General features: G+C 43.3%; 10 protein-coding genes and 3 pseudogenes. 8 read left to right on the forward strand and 5 right to left on the reverse strand.

Annotation, left to right across the window (positions count from 1 at the left end):
* Positions 1 to 259: 259 nt before the first annotated feature.
* The 3 genes from DX009_RS12385 to mobC all read left to right on the forward strand — a co-directional run bounded on the left by DX009_RS12385 (position 260) and on the right by mobC (position 4,038).
* On the forward strand, positions 260 to 673 hold the full coding sequence (locus DX009_RS12385; RefSeq protein WP_115084311.1) for a plasmid mobilization protein: 414 nt from the start codon (positions 260 to 262) through the stop codon (positions 671 to 673).
* Positions 670 to 1,950 (forward strand): conjugal transfer protein MobB, encoded by a 1,281-nt coding sequence (mobB, locus tag DX009_RS12390; RefSeq protein ID WP_115084312.1) that lies wholly within the window; start codon positions 670 to 672, stop codon positions 1,948 to 1,950. Before DX009_RS12385 ends, mobB begins: the two co-directional genes overlap by 4 nt.
* 84 nt (positions 1,951 to 2,034) lie before the next feature.
* Entirely contained in the window at positions 2,035 to 4,038 is a 2,004-nt protein-coding gene (gene mobC / locus DX009_RS12395; protein WP_115084313.1) for a conjugal transfer protein MobC, read from the forward strand.
* A gap of 254 nt (positions 4,039 to 4,292) precedes the next feature.
* Here mobC and DX009_RS12400 read toward each other — a convergent pair.
* From DX009_RS12400 to DX009_RS12415, 4 genes and pseudogenes are all read right to left on the reverse strand, one after another.
* A pseudogene (locus tag DX009_RS12400) lies at positions 4,293 to 4,538 on the reverse strand (RteC domain-containing protein); the annotation flags it as partial.
* Between the two features lie 165 nt (positions 4,539 to 4,703).
* Positions 4,704 to 5,684, reverse strand: a complete 981-nt coding sequence (locus tag DX009_RS12405) for a helix-turn-helix domain-containing protein (protein ID WP_115084315.1) — start codon at positions 5,682 to 5,684, stop codon at positions 4,704 to 4,706.
* A gap of 125 nt (positions 5,685 to 5,809) precedes the next feature.
* The gene (locus DX009_RS12410; protein ID WP_021826135.1) at positions 5,810 to 6,991 is read right to left on the reverse strand and encodes a hypothetical protein; all 1,182 of its coding nucleotides are present in this window, start codon (positions 6,989 to 6,991) and stop codon (positions 5,810 to 5,812) included.
* 18 nt (positions 6,992 to 7,009) lie between these two features.
* Complete coding sequence (locus DX009_RS12415) at positions 7,010 to 9,385, reverse strand: TonB-dependent receptor (protein WP_115084316.1); 2,376 nt, start codon at positions 9,383 to 9,385, stop codon at positions 7,010 to 7,012.
* Positions 9,386 to 9,584: 199 nt separating this feature from the next.
* Between DX009_RS12415 and DX009_RS12420 the strand changes: the two genes are divergently transcribed.
* The 3 genes and pseudogenes from DX009_RS12420 to DX009_RS13795 all read left to right on the forward strand — a co-directional run.
* Positions 9,585 to 11,330: an ABC transporter ATP-binding protein gene (locus DX009_RS12420; RefSeq protein WP_115084317.1), complete on the forward strand. Its 1,746-nt coding sequence runs from the start codon at positions 9,585 to 9,587 to the stop codon at positions 11,328 to 11,330.
* A 2-nt stretch (positions 11,331 to 11,332) separates the two neighbouring features.
* Positions 11,333 to 13,030 (forward strand): ABC transporter ATP-binding protein, encoded by a 1,698-nt coding sequence (locus tag DX009_RS12425; protein WP_115084399.1) that lies wholly within the window; start codon positions 11,333 to 11,335, stop codon positions 13,028 to 13,030.
* Positions 13,031 to 13,203: 173 nt separating this feature from the next.
* A pseudogene (locus DX009_RS13795) lies at positions 13,204 to 13,509 on the forward strand (hypothetical protein); the annotation flags it as partial.
* A gap of 50 nt (positions 13,510 to 13,559) precedes the next feature.
* Here the strand turns inward: DX009_RS13795 and DX009_RS13845 are convergent.
* Positions 13,560 to 13,694, reverse strand: a pseudogene (locus DX009_RS13845) (DUF4372 domain-containing protein); the annotation flags it as partial.
* A gap of 274 nt (positions 13,695 to 13,968) precedes the next feature.
* On the opposite strand from DX009_RS13845, the gene DX009_RS12440 reads away from it, so the two are divergent.
* Entirely contained in the window at positions 13,969 to 15,372 is a 1,404-nt protein-coding gene (locus tag DX009_RS12440) for a DUF4099 domain-containing protein (RefSeq protein ID WP_115084318.1), read from the forward strand.
* A gap of 20 nt (positions 15,373 to 15,392) precedes the next feature.
* Positions 15,393 to 17,480: a type IA DNA topoisomerase gene (locus DX009_RS12445; protein WP_115084319.1), complete on the forward strand. Its 2,088-nt coding sequence runs from the start codon at positions 15,393 to 15,395 to the stop codon at positions 17,478 to 17,480.
* Positions 17,481 to 17,551: the final 71 nt, after the last annotated feature.

Genomic DNA, 17,551 nt, shown 5'->3' on the forward strand with positions numbered 1-17,551 from the left:
AGGGAAATACGAGGAAAAAGAGTGAATATCTCTGATAATGAGATATTTGAAAATCTGCCGTAACTTTGCAGGCGAGAATAATACATGGAGGTAACGTCCCGAAGCAGACACCCCAAAAGGGTGGATACTTCAATCGTATCAACTCTTAATATTGGCAAGGTGTGTCTTTGTAACACAAACCGCCGTTTGTACCACAAAGACCCTTGCCCCGAAGGGGAGATAAATTACTCCAAAGTCGTAATTAAAAAACAGAATGGACATGAATAAGGACACAGAACACGGTTCAGAACGAAAAACTGCAGAAAAGCCACGTTGGGACAACTGGCATGTACGGTTGCCTAACCCCAAAGACCAGCAACGGGCGATTGATTTGTTTCAGCGTTCAGGTGCGGAAACCAAGTCGGATTTCGTGCGTGGTCGTATTCTTGGGGAGAGTTTTAAGGTCATCACGGTGGACAAATCTGCCGTGGAATATTACCGAAAGCTCTCAGAACTGACAGCACAAATCCATAAAATTGGCGTGCTGTATAACCAAGCCGTGCGTGCCATCAACAGCTATCACAGCGTAAAAACCGCACAGATTATGCTTGAAAAATTAGAAAATTTGTCGGCTCAAATCATCGCCTTGCAGGAGCAGGCTATCAGTCTTACCATAGATTACCGCAAAAAATGATAGCGAAGATTTCTGCAACGGAAAACCTTGGAGGGGCTATCGGCTACAACTTCAAAAAGGTGGAGAAAGGGGAAGCAAGCATTCTCCTTGCCGCTGAATTGTATCAGAGCAAGGAAGGACGTTATACGATGGAGGACGTGCTTGCTGATATGGAGGCATTGATACCGAAGAACTGTCGTACCAAGAAAACGGTGTTCCACTGTTCGCTCAATCCGCACCCAGACGAGAAACTATCCGATGAAAGGCTCACACAGATAGCCAAGGAGTATATGGAGGCACTCGGCTATGGCATGCAGCCCTATATTGTGTTCAAGCACAACGACATCGCCCGTGAGCATATCCACATCGTATCGCTTCGGGTGGACAGTCGTGGGCAGAAGATTAACGACAGATTTGAAAAGCGAAGGAGCAAGCAGATTACCGATGCCTTGGAGAGGAAATTTGGTCTCATTCCAAGTTCAAAAGTTACTGACAAGGCGATGAAAGAAACGCCCAAAATTGATACCACAAAAGGAAATATCAAGGAGCAAGTGGCAAGTACCCTTCGCATGGTGCTGAAACATTATAAGTTCTGCTCATTAGGAGAGCTGAATGCCATTCTTTCCCGATACCATCTTGCAGTAGAAGAAGTGAAGACAGAGTTTCGGGGAAAGAAGTATGACGGACTGGTTTATGTTCCAACTGATGAAAAGGGCAACAAGGCAGGCACCCCCATCCACGCCTCAGACATCGGTCGTGGTGTGGGCTATACTGCCGTACAGAACAGGATGCAGAAGTCGAAACAAAACGTCAAACCACTGATACCAACCGTCAGGAACAAAGTGTTACAAACTATGCGTACCTCTCCCAATACGGAGAAAGAACTTCGGCAAAGATTGGAGGAACAAGGCTTGCGTGTGGTAATCCGAAAGAACGAAAGCGGTCGTATCTATGGCATTACCTTTATTGACGATGAGCAGGGTGTTGCACTCAATGGCTCCCGATTGGGTAAGGGATATACCGCTAACGTATTCAATGGCTATTTCTCCAATCCAACACGTAATCCATTCTTAGATGAAACGCTGTATGGCAATCTGTCTGCCCGTTTGGATCAATCTGCAACCGTTCACCCTTCGCAGCTAAATACGGAGGAAAGCGACAACCTTGTCGATGAACTTATCGAGGATATGGCAGATGGTTCTTTCCTGTCTACGGGCAACGATGATTGGAAGGAGGCGGCGTGGCAGCGTAAACTCCGCAGGCAAAACAAAGTCAATCTCAGGCGGAGGAAAAGATAGGTAAGGTATTTTAAACTATGTTTGAATAACATTCAAATGCAATTCAAATAACGATAATACAACAAATATAAAAACAATATAATTATGGCACAAGAAGATGATTTAAGAGCATTGGGTAAGGTCATGGACTTTATGCGGGGTATATCAGTGATATTTCTCCTTATCAACTGTTATTGGTTCTGCTACGAAGCGTTCCATACATGGGGCTTTACGCTCGGTATTGTGGATAAGATTCTGATAAATTTCCAGCGAACGACGGGATTATTTTCGTCTATCCTCTGGACAAAACTCTTTTGCGTGGTTTTTCTTGCTCTCTCATGTTTGGGAACAAAGGGCGTGAAGGAAGAGAAAATCACGTGGCCGAAGATTTGGACGGTGCTTTTCTCTGGCTTTGTATTCTTCTTTCTCAACTGGTGGCTGTTGGTATTGCCCATCGGCAAGATCGGGGTAGCTTCCCTCTATATATTTACGCTGTCCGTTGGCTATATCTGTCTGCTGATGGGAGGTGTATGGATGAGCCGCTTGCTTAAGAACAACCTGATGGACGATGTGTTTAATACGGAGAACGAGAGTTTTATGCAGGAAACGCGGTTGATGGAAAATGAATACTCTGTCAATCTTCCTACACGCTTCTACTATAAGAAGAAGTGGAACAATGGTTGGATAAACGTAGTCAATCCATTTCGTGCCTCAATGGTGCTCGGTACACCGGGTTCTGGTAAGTCCTACGCTATCGTGAACAACTACATCAAGCAGCAGATAGAGAAAGGCTTTGCCATGTATATCTACGACTATAAATTTCCCGACCTTTCAGAGATTGCTTACAATCACCTACTTAATCACTTGGATGCCTACAAGATGAAGCCACAGTTCTATGTAATCAACTTTGACGATCCGAGGAAATCGCATCGGTGCAATCCCATCAATCCTGCCTTTATGACGGATATATCGGACGCTTACGAAAGTGCCTACACCATCATGCTCAACTTGAACCGCTCGTGGATACAGAAGCAGGGAGATTTCTTTGTGGAGTCGCCGATTATCCTATTGGCAGCTATTATATGGTTTCTGAAAATCTATGAGAACGGAAAGTATTGCACCTTCCCTCATGCCGTCGAATTTCTCAACCGTCCCTACGCACAGATATTTCCTATACTCACTTCCTACGATGAACTTGCCAACTACCTTTCTCCTTTTATGGACGCATGGGAGGGTGGAGCTCAGGACCAGTTACAGGGACAGATTGCCAGTGCCAAGATACCGCTATCACGCATGATTTCACCTGCTCTTTATTGGGTGATGACAGGCGATGATTTCTCACTTGACATCAACAACCCTAATGAGCCGAAAGTCCTTGTTGTGGGTAACAATCCTGATCGACAGAATATTTATTCGGCTGCACTTGGTTTGTATAACAGTCGTATTGTGAAGCTCATCAACAAGAAGAAGCAACTCAAATCCTCAGTGATTATCGACGAGTTGCCGACAATCTACTTTCGTGGGCTTGACAACCTCATAGCTACTGCACGAAGCAATAAAGTTGCCGTATGTTTGGGCTTTCAGGACTTCTCACAACTTACCCGTGATTATGGAGACAAGGAGAGCAAGGTAATACAGAACACTGTAGGTAACGTATTCTCTGGACAAGTGGTAGGAGAAACAGCCAAGACACTTTCTGAGCGGTTTGGAAAGGTGCTCCAGCAACGCCAATCCATGACCATCAACCGCAATGACAAGTCCACCTCTATCTCCACACAGATGGATAGTCTAATCCCTGCTAGCAAGATTTCTAACCTCACACAAGGAATGTTTGTGGGTGCTGTTTCCGATAATTTCGACGAACGCATCGACCAAAAGATTTTCCATGCAGAGATAGTAGTTGATAGTGCAAAGGTTTCTGCTGAGATGAAAGCCTATCAGCCCATACCTGTGATAGTAGACTTTACAAATAAAGATGGCTCCGATAATCTCAAAGAGACCATCGAAGCTAACTATCGCAAAATCAAGGAAGAAATTCTCTCGTTAGTTGATTTAGAGATTATGCGTATTAAGAATGATCCGAAGCTTGCTCATTTAATCAAAATGTAATCCTTTCATCTATACATCATTAATTATGGATTTGATTATTCCCAATAAGAATCAAAGGTATGATCTCTGTAAATCTCACAACGATTTCGTTCAAAATTGAGTATATTAATATTATAGCCTATTTTCTCATAATGCATTAAATACGGAAACAAGTGCTTCCAACCTCAGAGGATATAGCCAAAAAGTTGGAAGTGCTTATCAAAGAATGAATGAAGGGAGATATTCCAGAGTCGGAATATCTCCCTTTTGATTTACTACTTCTTGAACTTGCCGCCTTTCAGGTCGCTCCCCACCATCCGCTTATTGATTTTTTCACGGAGTTCGTCAAAAAAATAAGTGCGACTGTCATCTTTGCGATGCTTTATATTCATATATACGTTGTAGCAGTTCTTTATCTCCACTCCGAAGATTTCAGAGAGTGTGTGTGCCAATTCCTCCATACCAATTTCTCCATTACTGATACAATTGCAGGTGTCGAGAGCATACAAGAGTTCGACTAAATAATAAACAGAAATACCAGAAGACAATGATAAAATTGTTACTCTGGCAAAAAAAATGAAACTTAAATGTCGTTATTTTCATTGCCTGATGTTTTTGCAGGCTAAGTTCGAAAGATTGTTTAGGGCAAAATAACCCTCAAAATGCAAGTAATATTTGTGTAAAACTTATAATGAATCAAGATATTGCTTAGGTTTCATCCTGTGATATTTGCAGAAAGCCTCTGTGAAATGACTGAGGTTAGTATATCCAACTTTATAGCCTACTTCTGACACCGAGTAGAGGCGAGTGGAAAGCAGTCGTTTTGCCCATTCCATCTTTTCGGATAGGGCATATTCTGCGATGGCTTTTCCAATAACCTGCTTGAAGCACTTTTGTAATTTGGAACTGCTCATATTGGCTTCACGCGCCAATTCGGGAATACTCGGTACATTACTGAGACTTTGAAGAATCTGGCGACGAACACGGAATATTGATTCAACATCATTCAAGTTTAGGTTGGCAAGAGATTTTACTTCCGAACGTTTTTCGAGCTTTTCAAGGAACATTGTCAGTAATTCCATAGTTTTTCCATGCAAATGAAGCGTTGAAAAAGGATTGTCGATTTCAGTTATAGACTTAATGTTATCCAAGACCTGTTGCATTGCAGGTGTAATGGTCTCAAACAAATAAAAAGCCTTGTCCGATTGGAGAAGCCGACCGATATAGGTTTCATGTGCTGCATCAATCTTTTCAATCCAATCCTTATTGAAAGTCAGTGTAATATTTTCGTATCGTTTCTTTGGAGGAAAACTCCACTCAGTCGGGATGCTACTTGAAGGCATGAAAATGCCATCGAGCGTGTCCACTCCGACCGTTTTTGTACTTGTCCCAATTATCTGCTCGTGTTTATGCTCATTGATATAGAACATGACAGGAATCCATTTCGAGTTTTCCACCGAGCGACGTATCATAGTTATCGGCTCGTATGCTACGAAACTGATATAAGTCAATGTTAGCCATGGCAGAGGATAATATTGTTTGAAGAATCCACTACCAATAGAAGAAGGAATGGTAAATCCATCGTTTATTACTGATGTGCCAAATTGTTCGGCAACCATCTCCATCCAATCTTCAGGCTTATTGATTGCACAAAATTCTATGGTCATTTTATCATGTCTTTTTGCAAAGTTACAAACAAATACGGATAAAAACTTGATTTATCGCAAGTTTTTATCCGTATTACTCTCAAAAAAGAATCAATAGCTCCATGAGAAATGTTTTTAATGAGAGTTTACTCAAATGCGACTAAACTTGAAGGAACTCCTATGGCAGTAACAATTGGTTTTTGCGAGCATTCGCCTGTCTTGGTATTGTAGGTGTAATACCCCGTACCATTGTTACATATCATTCCAAAGACGATGAAGTCCTTGTAGCGAGTTATAGCAAAAGAGCCATTGCTGTCGGTCATTGGCAAATCAAGTTTTTCGATGGTTTTGTTCCAAATGTCGATTTTCACAGGTTGGAAGTCTTTCTTGAGTATTCCAAATTCTGTATCCGTTACTTTCACGCAACTATACACAATACCATTACCTGCATAGAAAGACTTAATCATATACTGCCCTGTTTTGCCTATTCCTTTTATGGTTGTCTTCGATAGGTTGAACAGATAATCGCTATCCCATTTGTCGCTTCCTTTGCGGATACGCAGGAAACCTTCCTTATCGGCAACATTGAAGTTGTTGCCCGCACTGTAAAAGTAGATGTCACCTCGCTCGTCTATGAATGCGTCAGAATGGCGGAACAATCCTACAACACTTGTGCGGTTATCTTTGATAACTTCAGTCTTTTTCGTCTTGAGGTCAATGATAGCTACCTCTGCTCCAGTACCCGGTACGGAGGTATGAGGCGAATTGAGCTGATTGAGGGCAACATACATCTTTCCATCACGGATGACATTACAGCCGGGATCAGGATTGTTGTCTTGAACCGCATAAGATGAGAGGTCAATTTCATCTTCCTTTTGCAATGTTGAAGTATTGATTAACGCAATTTTTCCACGTCCATGCAAAGCAACGTATGCCCGCTGTTCATCAACGAAGTTAATTTCTCCGGGTTGAGCCATCTGTTCAAATGTCATAGTACCTGCTTTTATCAGTTCTCCATGGGCACCTCTTGTAAACTTATGTATCTTATCCCCGAATTTCCCTTCGGGTACAAGCACTGTATTACCCTTAGCAAAGAGGTAGCAACCGAACCCGAATTCAAATGCTTTCTTATTGTCGGTCGCTTGAGGAGTCAAATCACTGAATGTCCCTACATAAGCACTTTTGTCCACATAATGCACAAAGGTGAAATGTTGCTGCACCTCTTGAGGAGTAGGCGTAGGTTCATCATTTTTGTTACAAGATGTCAGCCCTATGAAGCCGACCAGCATAGCAGAAAAAGCTATACGATTGAAAATTGTTGTATTCATCTTTTTATATTTATTAAATTAGAAAATTCCTTTTGAGAAGACATATCTGAATTTGAGGTGAAGTGTCCGTCCTGCCAATGGTTGGCGGAATTGGTCCCAAACTTCTTTGTTCATTATATTATGGCATTCCAAGGCTACGGAATATTTGCTTTTGTAGGTCAACAATAGCCCTATGTCATTGACGAAACTGCGGGGAATACGTCGTTTCTGTAATTCGGTAAGTTCCCAGAAGTAGAAGAACTCCTCAGTAAATTTGCCGTCCCAGAAAGCCTTGACATACCAATTCTTGAATAATCGGTTGCTGTGATACTCCGCCCCGAAGTTGGCGAACAAATAGGGAATGTTCGGTAGTCGCAATCCTTTTGTCGGATTGGGGGCTTGGGTACCGGGTAAATAGTTCAAGACATCACGCACATCCTGATAAGTTAGATTTCCGTAGGCATAGACCGTTGGCGATATGTCCAATTTTATTTCGGTTTCTATACCTTTAATATGTACCTTTTCTGCGTTTACATATCCGGCTGCCATGTGTTGTTTCATCAGTTTTATCATATCGCTTACCTGCATATAAAAGCTGTTCACTTCAAATTGCAATCGCGATAAGCCGAAGACATCATTTTTGTCTATTAAGAACCCCAGATTGAAGTTGTGGCTTTTCTCTGGTCTCAATCCGGCTGCAGGAAAGGTGATGATACCATCACCGAATAGTTCTTGTGAATTGGGAAGGCGTATTGCCCGCTGGTAAGATGCTTTCAAGTGAAAACCTCTGAAGGGCTCGTATTTTATAGCCTCTATCCAGCCTATTTGTGAGGTCGTATTGTTCTTTTTCTTCGGAGCCTCAATCATCTCGTATGAAGTCAAATCTTCTATCTCGGAATGGAGGTGGAAATACTTTGCGGAGAGCATATTCGTCAGTTTCTTATCAAAGAGTTTTGACTCCCAAGTCAACCCCGAAATGAAACTGGTCTTTTTACTGGGAAATCCTCCGATAACAAAACCTGCATGCTGACTTGCAATGTTGTCGCTCGGTTGTCTTCTGGCGTAGTTAATAAGTGTGTTCAGATTCAAACTGTGATTGGCGGACAACTTGTAATCAAAATTGATACGTTCATTGATTTCCAATCCTTTGTCATTCGAGTTGTGAGGAACATCCCCTGTTTCTCCCTGTCCATTCGGACTCGGATATATGTTTCCTTCGAAATCGTGATTAACTCGTGCCGTATCCACAAAATTGTTTGTTGTATGTGAAAGGGAGAAATGGGACTCAAAGTTAAGGCGGTCGTTCAGCATTCCGCTTTTTATCAATTTGTTTTCCAACATAAACATTCCTGATTTGTTTTCGGCATGTTGTATGTTTTTTAAGATACCTTGGATTTCATTGAAACGATTGTAATACCCGAACTCGGTACTAATCTCATCGAGCCAAAGTTTCGTGAAAGCAATTTTTCCCTTCAACATATACGAACGAAAACGGTCGTGGTCACGTCTTACTAACAGATTTTCTCTCTCGGGAACTCTGAAAGAGTAGTCATTCTTTGCAGATGTATAATAACCTCCCGCACCGAGTAGAATGCCACTCTTTGGAAAATTCTTGCGAGAGAAGACACTTCCTTTGTGTGTTTGGTAAGATCCGAATTCATACGAGGCATCTAAATAATCCGTACTAAACTCTTTAGTAACGATATTGACGGCTCCCCCCAATCCATCACATCCGAAACGGGCGGGTATGATACTCTTATAGACTTCTATTCTTTCTATAATGTCTATCGGAATTTCATCAAGAGAAAAAGCCCCGTCAGAAGTACTCATTGGTATTCCGTCCCATAAGATTTGAATGCGGTTTCCTTCCAATCCATGAACAATAATTCTCGAACTGCTTCCCAAACCGCCAGTCTGCCCAACTTTCAAACCTATGGTTTTATTCAAAACGGTTTCTAACGAAATAGATCTGCCTTGAAGTTCTTTTGCATTTATTACAGAAACTGCTTCAGGTGACTCTCTGAGTATTTGTGCTCTTGTTTTTCCTACTACGACTACATCTGCCAGCTCTGTTGATTCCGGGAGTAGTCTTATGGTATAACGCATCCCATTTGCAGTAATCGTATCGGTAATGGTCTGATAACCGACATAACTTACCATAAGCATAAGTTTTTGATTACTTGATGCATTTAATTTTGCAATACCTTTCCTGTTTGTAGTCGTACCATTCGTGTACGTTGGAGCATTCAAACCTTTCCATTGTACGGCGGCAAATTCTATACTGTTCCCATTTTCTGAATCAATAACTTTTATTTCTGTTGGTTGCAGTTGTGCAAACATAGGAAAAGACCACAACGAAAGAAAGCCGACAATAAGCATTCTTTTGTATAAATGGACTATTGAGCTGATTGACATATCATATTTGTTTGTGAGATTCTGTGCAAAGGTACTTACCTTCCGAGCAAATAAATAACCCTATTATACACGCTTATACCCCTGTTGTGTTTATATGCGAGCAAATTGTTGTTTTGGGGCAGTGTAATGCTTATCGGGGTTATTTTATCCCTGTTTGTTGCCGTACTTTTGCAACAGAAAAAATCAAAACGACACATATATGGATAAACAAAAAGTCAGACCCCTTGATGAGGAACGGGAGAGCCGTAGCCTGCTCTCCAATGTTGTGGTTATATTGCACCTTATTTTAGGCACACTCCCTATACTGCTTGTAGTGTGGGCGGTTGACAAGTTGATGAATAGTACACTCTCTCCCATAATAGTTTGGGGTATTGGAGGAATAATGATACTGTTGGCAATGCTTAGAGGCGTATTCTATGGAACCTCGATTTGGCGTGCACACCAGTCGGCTTACAATGCCCTTACACGATTGAGGTTGCGTATCATAAGTCATCTGCAACGCTTGCCGCTCGGTTTCTTTCAAGAACGGAAAGTTGGCGACTTGGTGAATATTATTAACCACGATGTGGAACAAATTGAAATTTATTTAGCACATGGATTACCCGAAATCCTTTCGGCTACGCTTTTTCCAGCCTTACTCTGGGTAATCATTATGGTGTTAGACTGGCGTTTGGGGCTGTCGCTCATTTCTCTTTTACCTGTGGCATTTCTTCTGCAAATGGCTGTCAAAACACTTTGGGGAAAGAGCTTTCAACACTTTATGGAAAGTACGCAAAAAATGTCGGAAGACCTTTTGGAATATGTGGCTACCATATCGGTAATCAAAGCCTTCAGTAACGAGGAAAACAGAACGGAACGGGTACTTGGTGGTATGCGCGACTACATCTGTTGGGTAAAGCGGAGCATGTTTAGCGTTACCGTTCCCATGACATTGATAACGATGTTCTTGGAAGGTGGTATCGTGGTAATGACCCTTATTGGACTATGGATGATGAGTTTGGGCGAATTAACTGTAGCCCGTTTTATTCTTGCCCTGATATTGGGTGGATTGTTCTCGTCCTCTTTTGCTAAGTTGGCAACATTCCAACATTTCCGAATCATCTATGCTCAGTCGTTGGCAAAAGTACAGTCCATTACAGAGGTACAGACAAAGGAAACTGCTGACAAGAAAACGGATACGACACAAACGGATGTTTGTTTCGAGCATGTTACATTTTCCTATCCAAACAAGGAAGACAATGCGCTGAAAGATGTATGTCTTCAATTTCCGAAAGGAAGTCATACAGCTATCGTCGGCGAATCCGGATCGGGAAAAACCACGTTGGCAAGTCTGATGATGGAGTTCTGGCAACCTCAAACAGGTACTATCCGACTAGGAGGAGAGAATATTATGGAATTCTCCGAACGTAATATCGCTGATTATTTTTCGATGGTACAGCAGGAGGTTTTTCTCTTTAACACAACTATTCGGGACAATATCCGTATTGGAAGACCTACCGCCACACAAAAGGAAGTGGAAATGGCAGCAGAGCGTGCTCGTATTCATGATTTTATCATGGGCTTGCCGAATGGTTATGATACGCTGGCAGGCGAAGCCGGCATAAAATTCTCTGGCGGAGAAAAACAGCGTATTTCCATTGCTCGAATGTTGCTCAAAGACTCTCCAATAGTTATTCTTGATGAAGCCACTGCTGCATTGGACGGAGAGAATGAGAAACTAATCCAAGAAGCTCTTGATGAATTGCAGCGCAACAAGACTGTCATTACCATTGCTCACCGTCTCAATACTATTCAGGATATGGAGCGTATTGTTGTAATGGACAAAGGGCAGGTCGTGTCGAAGGGAACACACCGTGAACTGATGAAAGACTGTTCTCTATACCGCAATATGACGGAAATGCAAGAACAAGTAAGTAAATGGCAATTAAAAGAAGAGGAGCAATAAGAATGGTACGCAATATACTGAATGAATTGACCGCTCGCGGAGTGCGGCATCTAATTATCTCCGCACTGTTTTTCGTGGTTTATGCCCTTTGTGGCACGGCGATAATGCTCACAGTCTTGTTTCTCATCGACCGTCATATACATGGAGAAAGCATCTCTTTCATTTCGGCAGCATGGGTACTCGGTAGTCTGCTGGTCTTGAAAACCATATCCAATGCCATTGCCGATATGAGTAAGCATTTTGCCGGATTTGATCTTGTGGAACGTATCCGCGAGAAAATCATACTGAAACTGAAAATGTTCTCACTCGGCTTCTATACTAATGAGCGTCTGGGAGAGATAAGTACAATCATTCACAAAGACGTTGATAATATGGAAATGGTAGTAGGACATCTATGGACACGGATGTCCGCCGACTTCATTGTAGCTCTAATACTCGGTATTGGACTATTTTGTGTGGACTGGCGCATGGGATTGACAATGGTAGCCATTCTTCCTATTGCCCTGTTTTCTCTGTATCGGGGCATTCGCTCGGGAATGAAAGCACAGGAAGAGTCTCAGGACAATCTGGCGGATATGGTCAGCCTCTTTGTAGAATACGTCAAGGGCATTCCGGTTTTGAAAGTGTTTGGAGGAAAAGGAATGTTCCGTGACAGACTTGACCACTCTGTCAGTGAATTTGGAGAAAGCAGTAAGAATACTTCTCGTTTGGCAGCTGTGAGTGTGGGCAGATACACTTTCCTGATAGAATTGGCTTTCGCTCTGATGGCTACAATCGGTCTTTGGTGGACACAGCAGGGGGAACTTTCTCTTTTCGCTTATTTAATGTTTATCATCGTCTCAAAAGAATTCTACAAACCTTTTGTCAATATGGAGAGTCATTGGCTGAATTACATCAAGGTAAAAGATAGTTACGGACGCATTTCCCATTTATTGAATGCTCCTGTTATCACCAATCCTGAACAGCCGAAAACAGCAACCCATTTCAATCTTTCCTTTGACAAAGTGGATTTCCATTATGAGAAGGAAGGTTTTGAGATGAAAAATCTCACGTTCCATGTTCCCGAAGGAACGGTTACGGCACTTGTCGGATCGTCAGGTTCTGGTAAAACAACCATTACCAGCCTGTTACTCCGTTTCTGGGAACCGCAGACCGGCAGTATCCGTATCGGTGGTATAGACATTCGAGAAATGGACTATGATTATCTGCTCGGTAAAATCAGTGTAGTGATGCAAAATGTTATTCTCTTTTCAGATACCATTGCCAATAATATCAAAGTGGGCAATCAACATGCTACGCAGGAAGAAATCGAAGAAGCAGCACGTAGAGCGATGATACACGACTTTATCATCAGCCTGCCGGAAGGTTATGAAACAAAAATCGGAGAAAACGGTTTGGGACTCTCCGGAGGGCAGAAACAAAGGCTTTCAATCGCCCGTGCTTTCTTGAAAGACGCTCCCATCATTCTTTTGGACGAGATAACGAGCAATGTTGACCCTGTCAATGAATATAAGATACAACAGGCAATGTCTGCCCTTATCCGAAATCGCACAGTCTTGGTCATTGCCCATCATTTGCAAACCATCCGTAATGCTAATCAGATTATTGTGATGGACAAAGGACGACTTGTAGAGAATGGGACGCATGCAGAACTTGCAGCAAAAAACGGAATGTACTGCAAATTGCTGTCTATGCAATAACCTAATCAATGAAAAATATGGAGGTATGGAGTTTGATCCATACCTCTCTTTTTGCCACTTTCATCCATATTAACGCCACAAGTACGCAGTTATTTCCAACTGCTAACATGCACAGTTTCTTTGATTTACCTTTGCCCATACACCGCTATTGGTGTCATTAAATACATTGTAAGATGGACGAAAAAATCAAAGATCAAGAAGCCCTTTTGATGAAAGACTCCAAGTACGAGAATCTCAAAGCCCTCTCAGGGACAGATGAGAAAGGCGGACTGAAGACAGTATCGCCCACCGCCGAACATGAACAGAGTTTCCTGAAGATCGACAAGCACAGCAATGCTTTGGAGAACCTTCTCTCCAACTTCATACGGTAGTTCAAGCCCCCCACACAATTCCACTTCTTCAAAGTCCTCTTCGAGGGTGTTGTTGCCAGTGCACGAGTGCTCACCGAGATGCTCAAAGCACCGGATGCTCCCTCCAATACAATTGGAACTATTCTAAGCAAACCCTTATCCCGAACTAGCGTAAATATGAGGGTAAGCAACTGATTCCAGCAACTAAAGAACTTCACATACTTATCAGCTCCGTATTTACGTACAAGATAATTGAAGCAGTTTCTGTCAAGAAATGAGACTAACTGAGCGAAAACGTATTTGTCTTTATACATATGCAGAATCTGATGATCCCCTGCAAAGGTACAAATTCAAATCCGTTGATTCAGAAAAATTTTGCAACTAGCTAAATTCAACTATTTCAAAGAACAATTACTGAGTTTAAGTGGACAGCAGTGATAATGCTTAAATTCTTATAAGATGACACCTTGTTTTTATATTTTCTGTCTTTATCTTAGTATGTCCTGATTTTTCCTTCATGACTCGTTTGGAAGATTTTTCACTATAATTTTGTTGTTCGAAACTCTATACATATAATAGTAACAAATTATGGAATCAAACAGCAATGACAACTATGTGCTGGTCTTGGAAGACCGCACGGAAGTAAAGAACGAAAAGGAAGCAGGAAAACTCTCCGTAGTTTCAGGTATCGACGACAAGGGTAACCTCAAGACCACTGAAGCAACAGCTGCCAATCAGGCAGCGTTCTTGAAGTTCAACAACAAGGACGGACTTCTGAAGAACTTCATGACCAACTTCCTCAAACAGTTCAATAACCCGACTCATTTCGGGTTGTACAAGGTATTGGCAGACAATGTGGAGCAGGGCGTGGACAATCTGCGTACCATGCTGCAAAACCGCGAGAAGCTCGAAAGCAAGCAGCAGCTGGCTGAGATGGACATTCCCTTTGAGGACTATCTGCCTCGGCAGAAAAATGCCACCGCTATCGACCCTGAAATGGTGGATTGGAAGCAACTCGATAATCTCGGACTTACCCGTGAGCGATTGGAGCAGAGTGGAGAATTGGAAAAGATGCTCAATTGGCAAAAGACCAACCTCGTAACGATTGCTGTTCCTATCGGCGACACCATCATCTACACTGAAGCACGTCTTGCGCTCCGTACGGACGATAACGGCAATGTCGGTTTGGCAATTCATCCTTTGAGAAAAGAACCACAGCTTGACTTTCCCTATATGGGTTACAAGTTCTCTCCTGAAGAAAAGGAGCAACTCCTCACTACGGGCAATCTGGGTAAGACCATCGAAGTGACTCCCAAGAACGGAGAACCTTTCTCTGCATACATTTCCATTGACCCACAAACCAATGAAATCATTGCTTTGCGTGCCGACCGAGTGAACATCCCCAAGGAAATCAAGGGCTTGACACTTTCTGATGCCCAGTATAAAGACCTAGTGGAGGGCAAAGCCGTGAAAGTGGAAGGCATGACCGCCAAGAGCGGCAAGTCCTTCGATGCAACCTTGCAAGTCAATGCAGAGAAGAAAGGCATTGAATTTATCTTTGACAACAACCGTGGATTTAAGGAACGGCAGCAGCAGACACAGCAGCAAGGCGTTCCGCATAAGCTCTGTGGCTTGGAGCTGTCAGATAAACAGCGTGAAGCACTCGACAGTGGCCACACGCTCTATTTGAAGAACATGGTGGACAAGGCTGGTAACAAATTCAATGCTTATGTTCGAATGGACAAGGAACAGAACCGCCCACGGTTTTACAGATGGAACCCCGATAAGAAGCAGGAAACCGGTAAGGAAAAGGTGGTTGCCGTAGCAGAGGAACACAAGACGCAGGTAGCCGTGAACAACCACGGCAAGACCAACGAAGCCACCAAGAACGTGAAAGAACCGCTGAAAACGGGACAGACACAGCCTACTGCTGAGCAGAAGCAAAAGCAGGACGAGAACAAGCAGAAAAAGTCCCGTGGACGTAGAATGTAACCTTAAAACCATTTATCACTATGACAACTTGTATTATTGCCGAGAAACCCTCGGTAGCCAGAGATATTGCCCGTATCGTTGGGGCAAAGAGTAAGCAGGACGGATATATGGAGGGCAACAGTTACCTCGTTACATGGGCAATGGGACACCTCATCGCCCTTGCCATGCCTGAAGCCTACGGTTTTTCTGCCTACAAAGCCGAAGACTTACCCATCCGTCCCAATCCTTTTCAGTTAGTGGTACGACAGGTACGTAAGGATAAGGAGTATGTATCAGACCCAGCTGCACTCAAACAGCTCAAGGTGATACGTTCCTGCTTTGATAAGGCAGATCGTATCATTGTCGCCACCGATGCAGGGCGTGAAGGTGAGCTCATCTTTCGCTACATCTATTCCTATCTCAATTGTCACAAGCTTTACGACCGCTTGTGGATTTCCTCCCTCACGGACAAAGCTATCCGTGAGGGACTTGCCAATCTCAAGCCAGGAAGCCATTACGACAATCTCTATTATTCCGCCAAGGCAAGAAGCGAAGCCGACTGGCTCGTGGGTATCAATGCAAGCCGTGCATTGTCTATCGCCCGCAGGGGAGGCTATTCTTTGGGACGGGTACAGACCCCAACACTTGCTATGGTCTGCCGTCGGTACATAGAGAACCGTGATTTTTCTTCCGTACCCTATTGGAAATTATCCGTTCTTACAGAAAAAGAGGGCTTATCGCTGAAAACCGTTGGCTGTAATGACTATGAGAGTGAAGCATTGGCACAGACTGCCCTCGCTACGCTCCGCAGTCAGAGCCAGCTTAAAGTTGAATCGGTCGCAAGAAAGGTAACGCATACATCGCCACCACTCTTGTACGACCTCACTGCCTTGCAGAAGGAAGCTAACAGACGCCAAGGCTTTTCTGCAGACAAGACCCTCTCGATAGCCCAAAGTCTCTATGAGAAGAAAATCACAACCTACCCCCGAACAGGCAGCCGATACATCAGCGAGGATGTCTTCGAGGAAGTACCCGTCCTGCTGCGCAATATAGGCAAGACACTATCAAATCCACTTAACCGCCACTCGGTGGACAATGCCAAAGTTACCGACCACCACGCCATTATCCCGACAGGTGAAACACCATCAGGATTGTCGACAGATGAAACAACTATCTATCAAATGGTAGTTAATCGCTTCATAGAAGCCTTTTCTCCCGATTCAGAGGAAGAGCGTATGCTAGTGCGATTCACTGACGGTACCAACATCTTTACTTGGAAAGCGTGTAGGCAGATTTCCTTGGGATGGAAAGCCGTGCAGAAAGAGCTGGTTACTGATGCAGAGAAAAAGGAAACGGAAAACGACGATGAACTAGTTTTACCTTCATTGCCTGATTTGACGGAGGGAGAGGTTTTGTCACTTGTTTCTGCCGAGATCACCGAGCATAAGACCAAACCTAAACCTCTCTATACAGAGGCGACACTGCTTTCTGCGATGGAAAACGCAGGCAAGGAAGTGAAGGAAGACGATAAGCGCAAGGTAATGGCAGAGTGTGGTATTGGAACACCAGCCACCCGTGCCAACATCATCGAAACGTTGATTCTCCGTGATTATATCCGAAGGGACAAGAAATCCATCATACCTACCGAGAAAGGCTTAGCTGTCTATGAGATTGTCAAGGATAAGAAGATTGCCAATGCGGAAATGACAGGCAGTTGGGAACTTGCACTTGCCGCTATTGAAGCAGGAAAGATGCCATCTGATAAGTTTGCACAGGGCATTAATTCATACGTGGGGACTATTTGCGAGGAACTCCTCTCACTTTCTTCAGAGCAGAAGTCCTATCCTGTCTACCGCTGCCCAAAATGCGGACAGCAGAGTGTCGGCATCTATGCCAAGGTAGCCAAGTGCAGACATGAAACCTGTGGATTCCACGTGTTTCGTGAAGTCTGTGGCATACATCTCTCTGAAGATAATATCCGTGAATTGATAAGCTCCAGACGTACGCCTATCCTTAAAGGACTGACCAGCAAGGCTGGAAAGAAATTCAACGCCCGACTTGTTCTGGGTGAAGACTACACTACTTCCTTTGAATTTGAGAATAAAAAAGGAAAACAAAGAGGGAGATAATCCTGGCAGAAACAACGAGGAACAGATATAGGTCGGGAGATACAAGTATTGCCTCCCGACCTTTTTACCTC

The sequence above is a fragment of the Prevotella pallens genome, assembly GCF_900454935.1.
GTDB lineage: Bacteria > Bacteroidota > Bacteroidia > Bacteroidales > Bacteroidaceae > Prevotella > Prevotella pallens.

Coding starts and splice junctions, on each gene's coding strand:
- DX009_RS12385 (WP_115084311.1), top strand. CDS start 260: ATGAATAAGGACACAGAACACGGTTCAGAACGAAAAACTGCAGAAAAG.
- mobB (WP_115084312.1), top strand. CDS start 670: ATGATAGCGAAGATTTCTGCAACGGAAAACCTTGGAGGGGCTATCGGC.
- mobC (WP_115084313.1), top strand. CDS start 2,035: ATGGCACAAGAAGATGATTTAAGAGCATTGGGTAAGGTCATGGACTTT.
- DX009_RS12405 (WP_115084315.1), bottom strand. CDS start 5,684: ATGACCATAGAATTTTGTGCAATCAATAAGCCTGAAGATTGGATGGAG.
- DX009_RS12410 (WP_021826135.1), bottom strand. CDS start 6,991: ATGAATACAACAATTTTCAATCGTATAGCTTTTTCTGCTATGCTGGTC.
- DX009_RS12415 (WP_115084316.1), bottom strand. CDS start 9,385: ATGTCAATCAGCTCAATAGTCCATTTATACAAAAGAATGCTTATTGTC.
- DX009_RS12420 (WP_115084317.1), top strand. CDS start 9,585: ATGGATAAACAAAAAGTCAGACCCCTTGATGAGGAACGGGAGAGCCGT.
- DX009_RS12425 (WP_115084399.1), top strand. CDS start 11,333: ATGGTACGCAATATACTGAATGAATTGACCGCTCGCGGAGTGCGGCAT.
- DX009_RS12440 (WP_115084318.1), top strand. CDS start 13,969: ATGGAATCAAACAGCAATGACAACTATGTGCTGGTCTTGGAAGACCGC.
- DX009_RS12445 (WP_115084319.1), top strand. CDS start 15,393: ATGACAACTTGTATTATTGCCGAGAAACCCTCGGTAGCCAGAGATATT.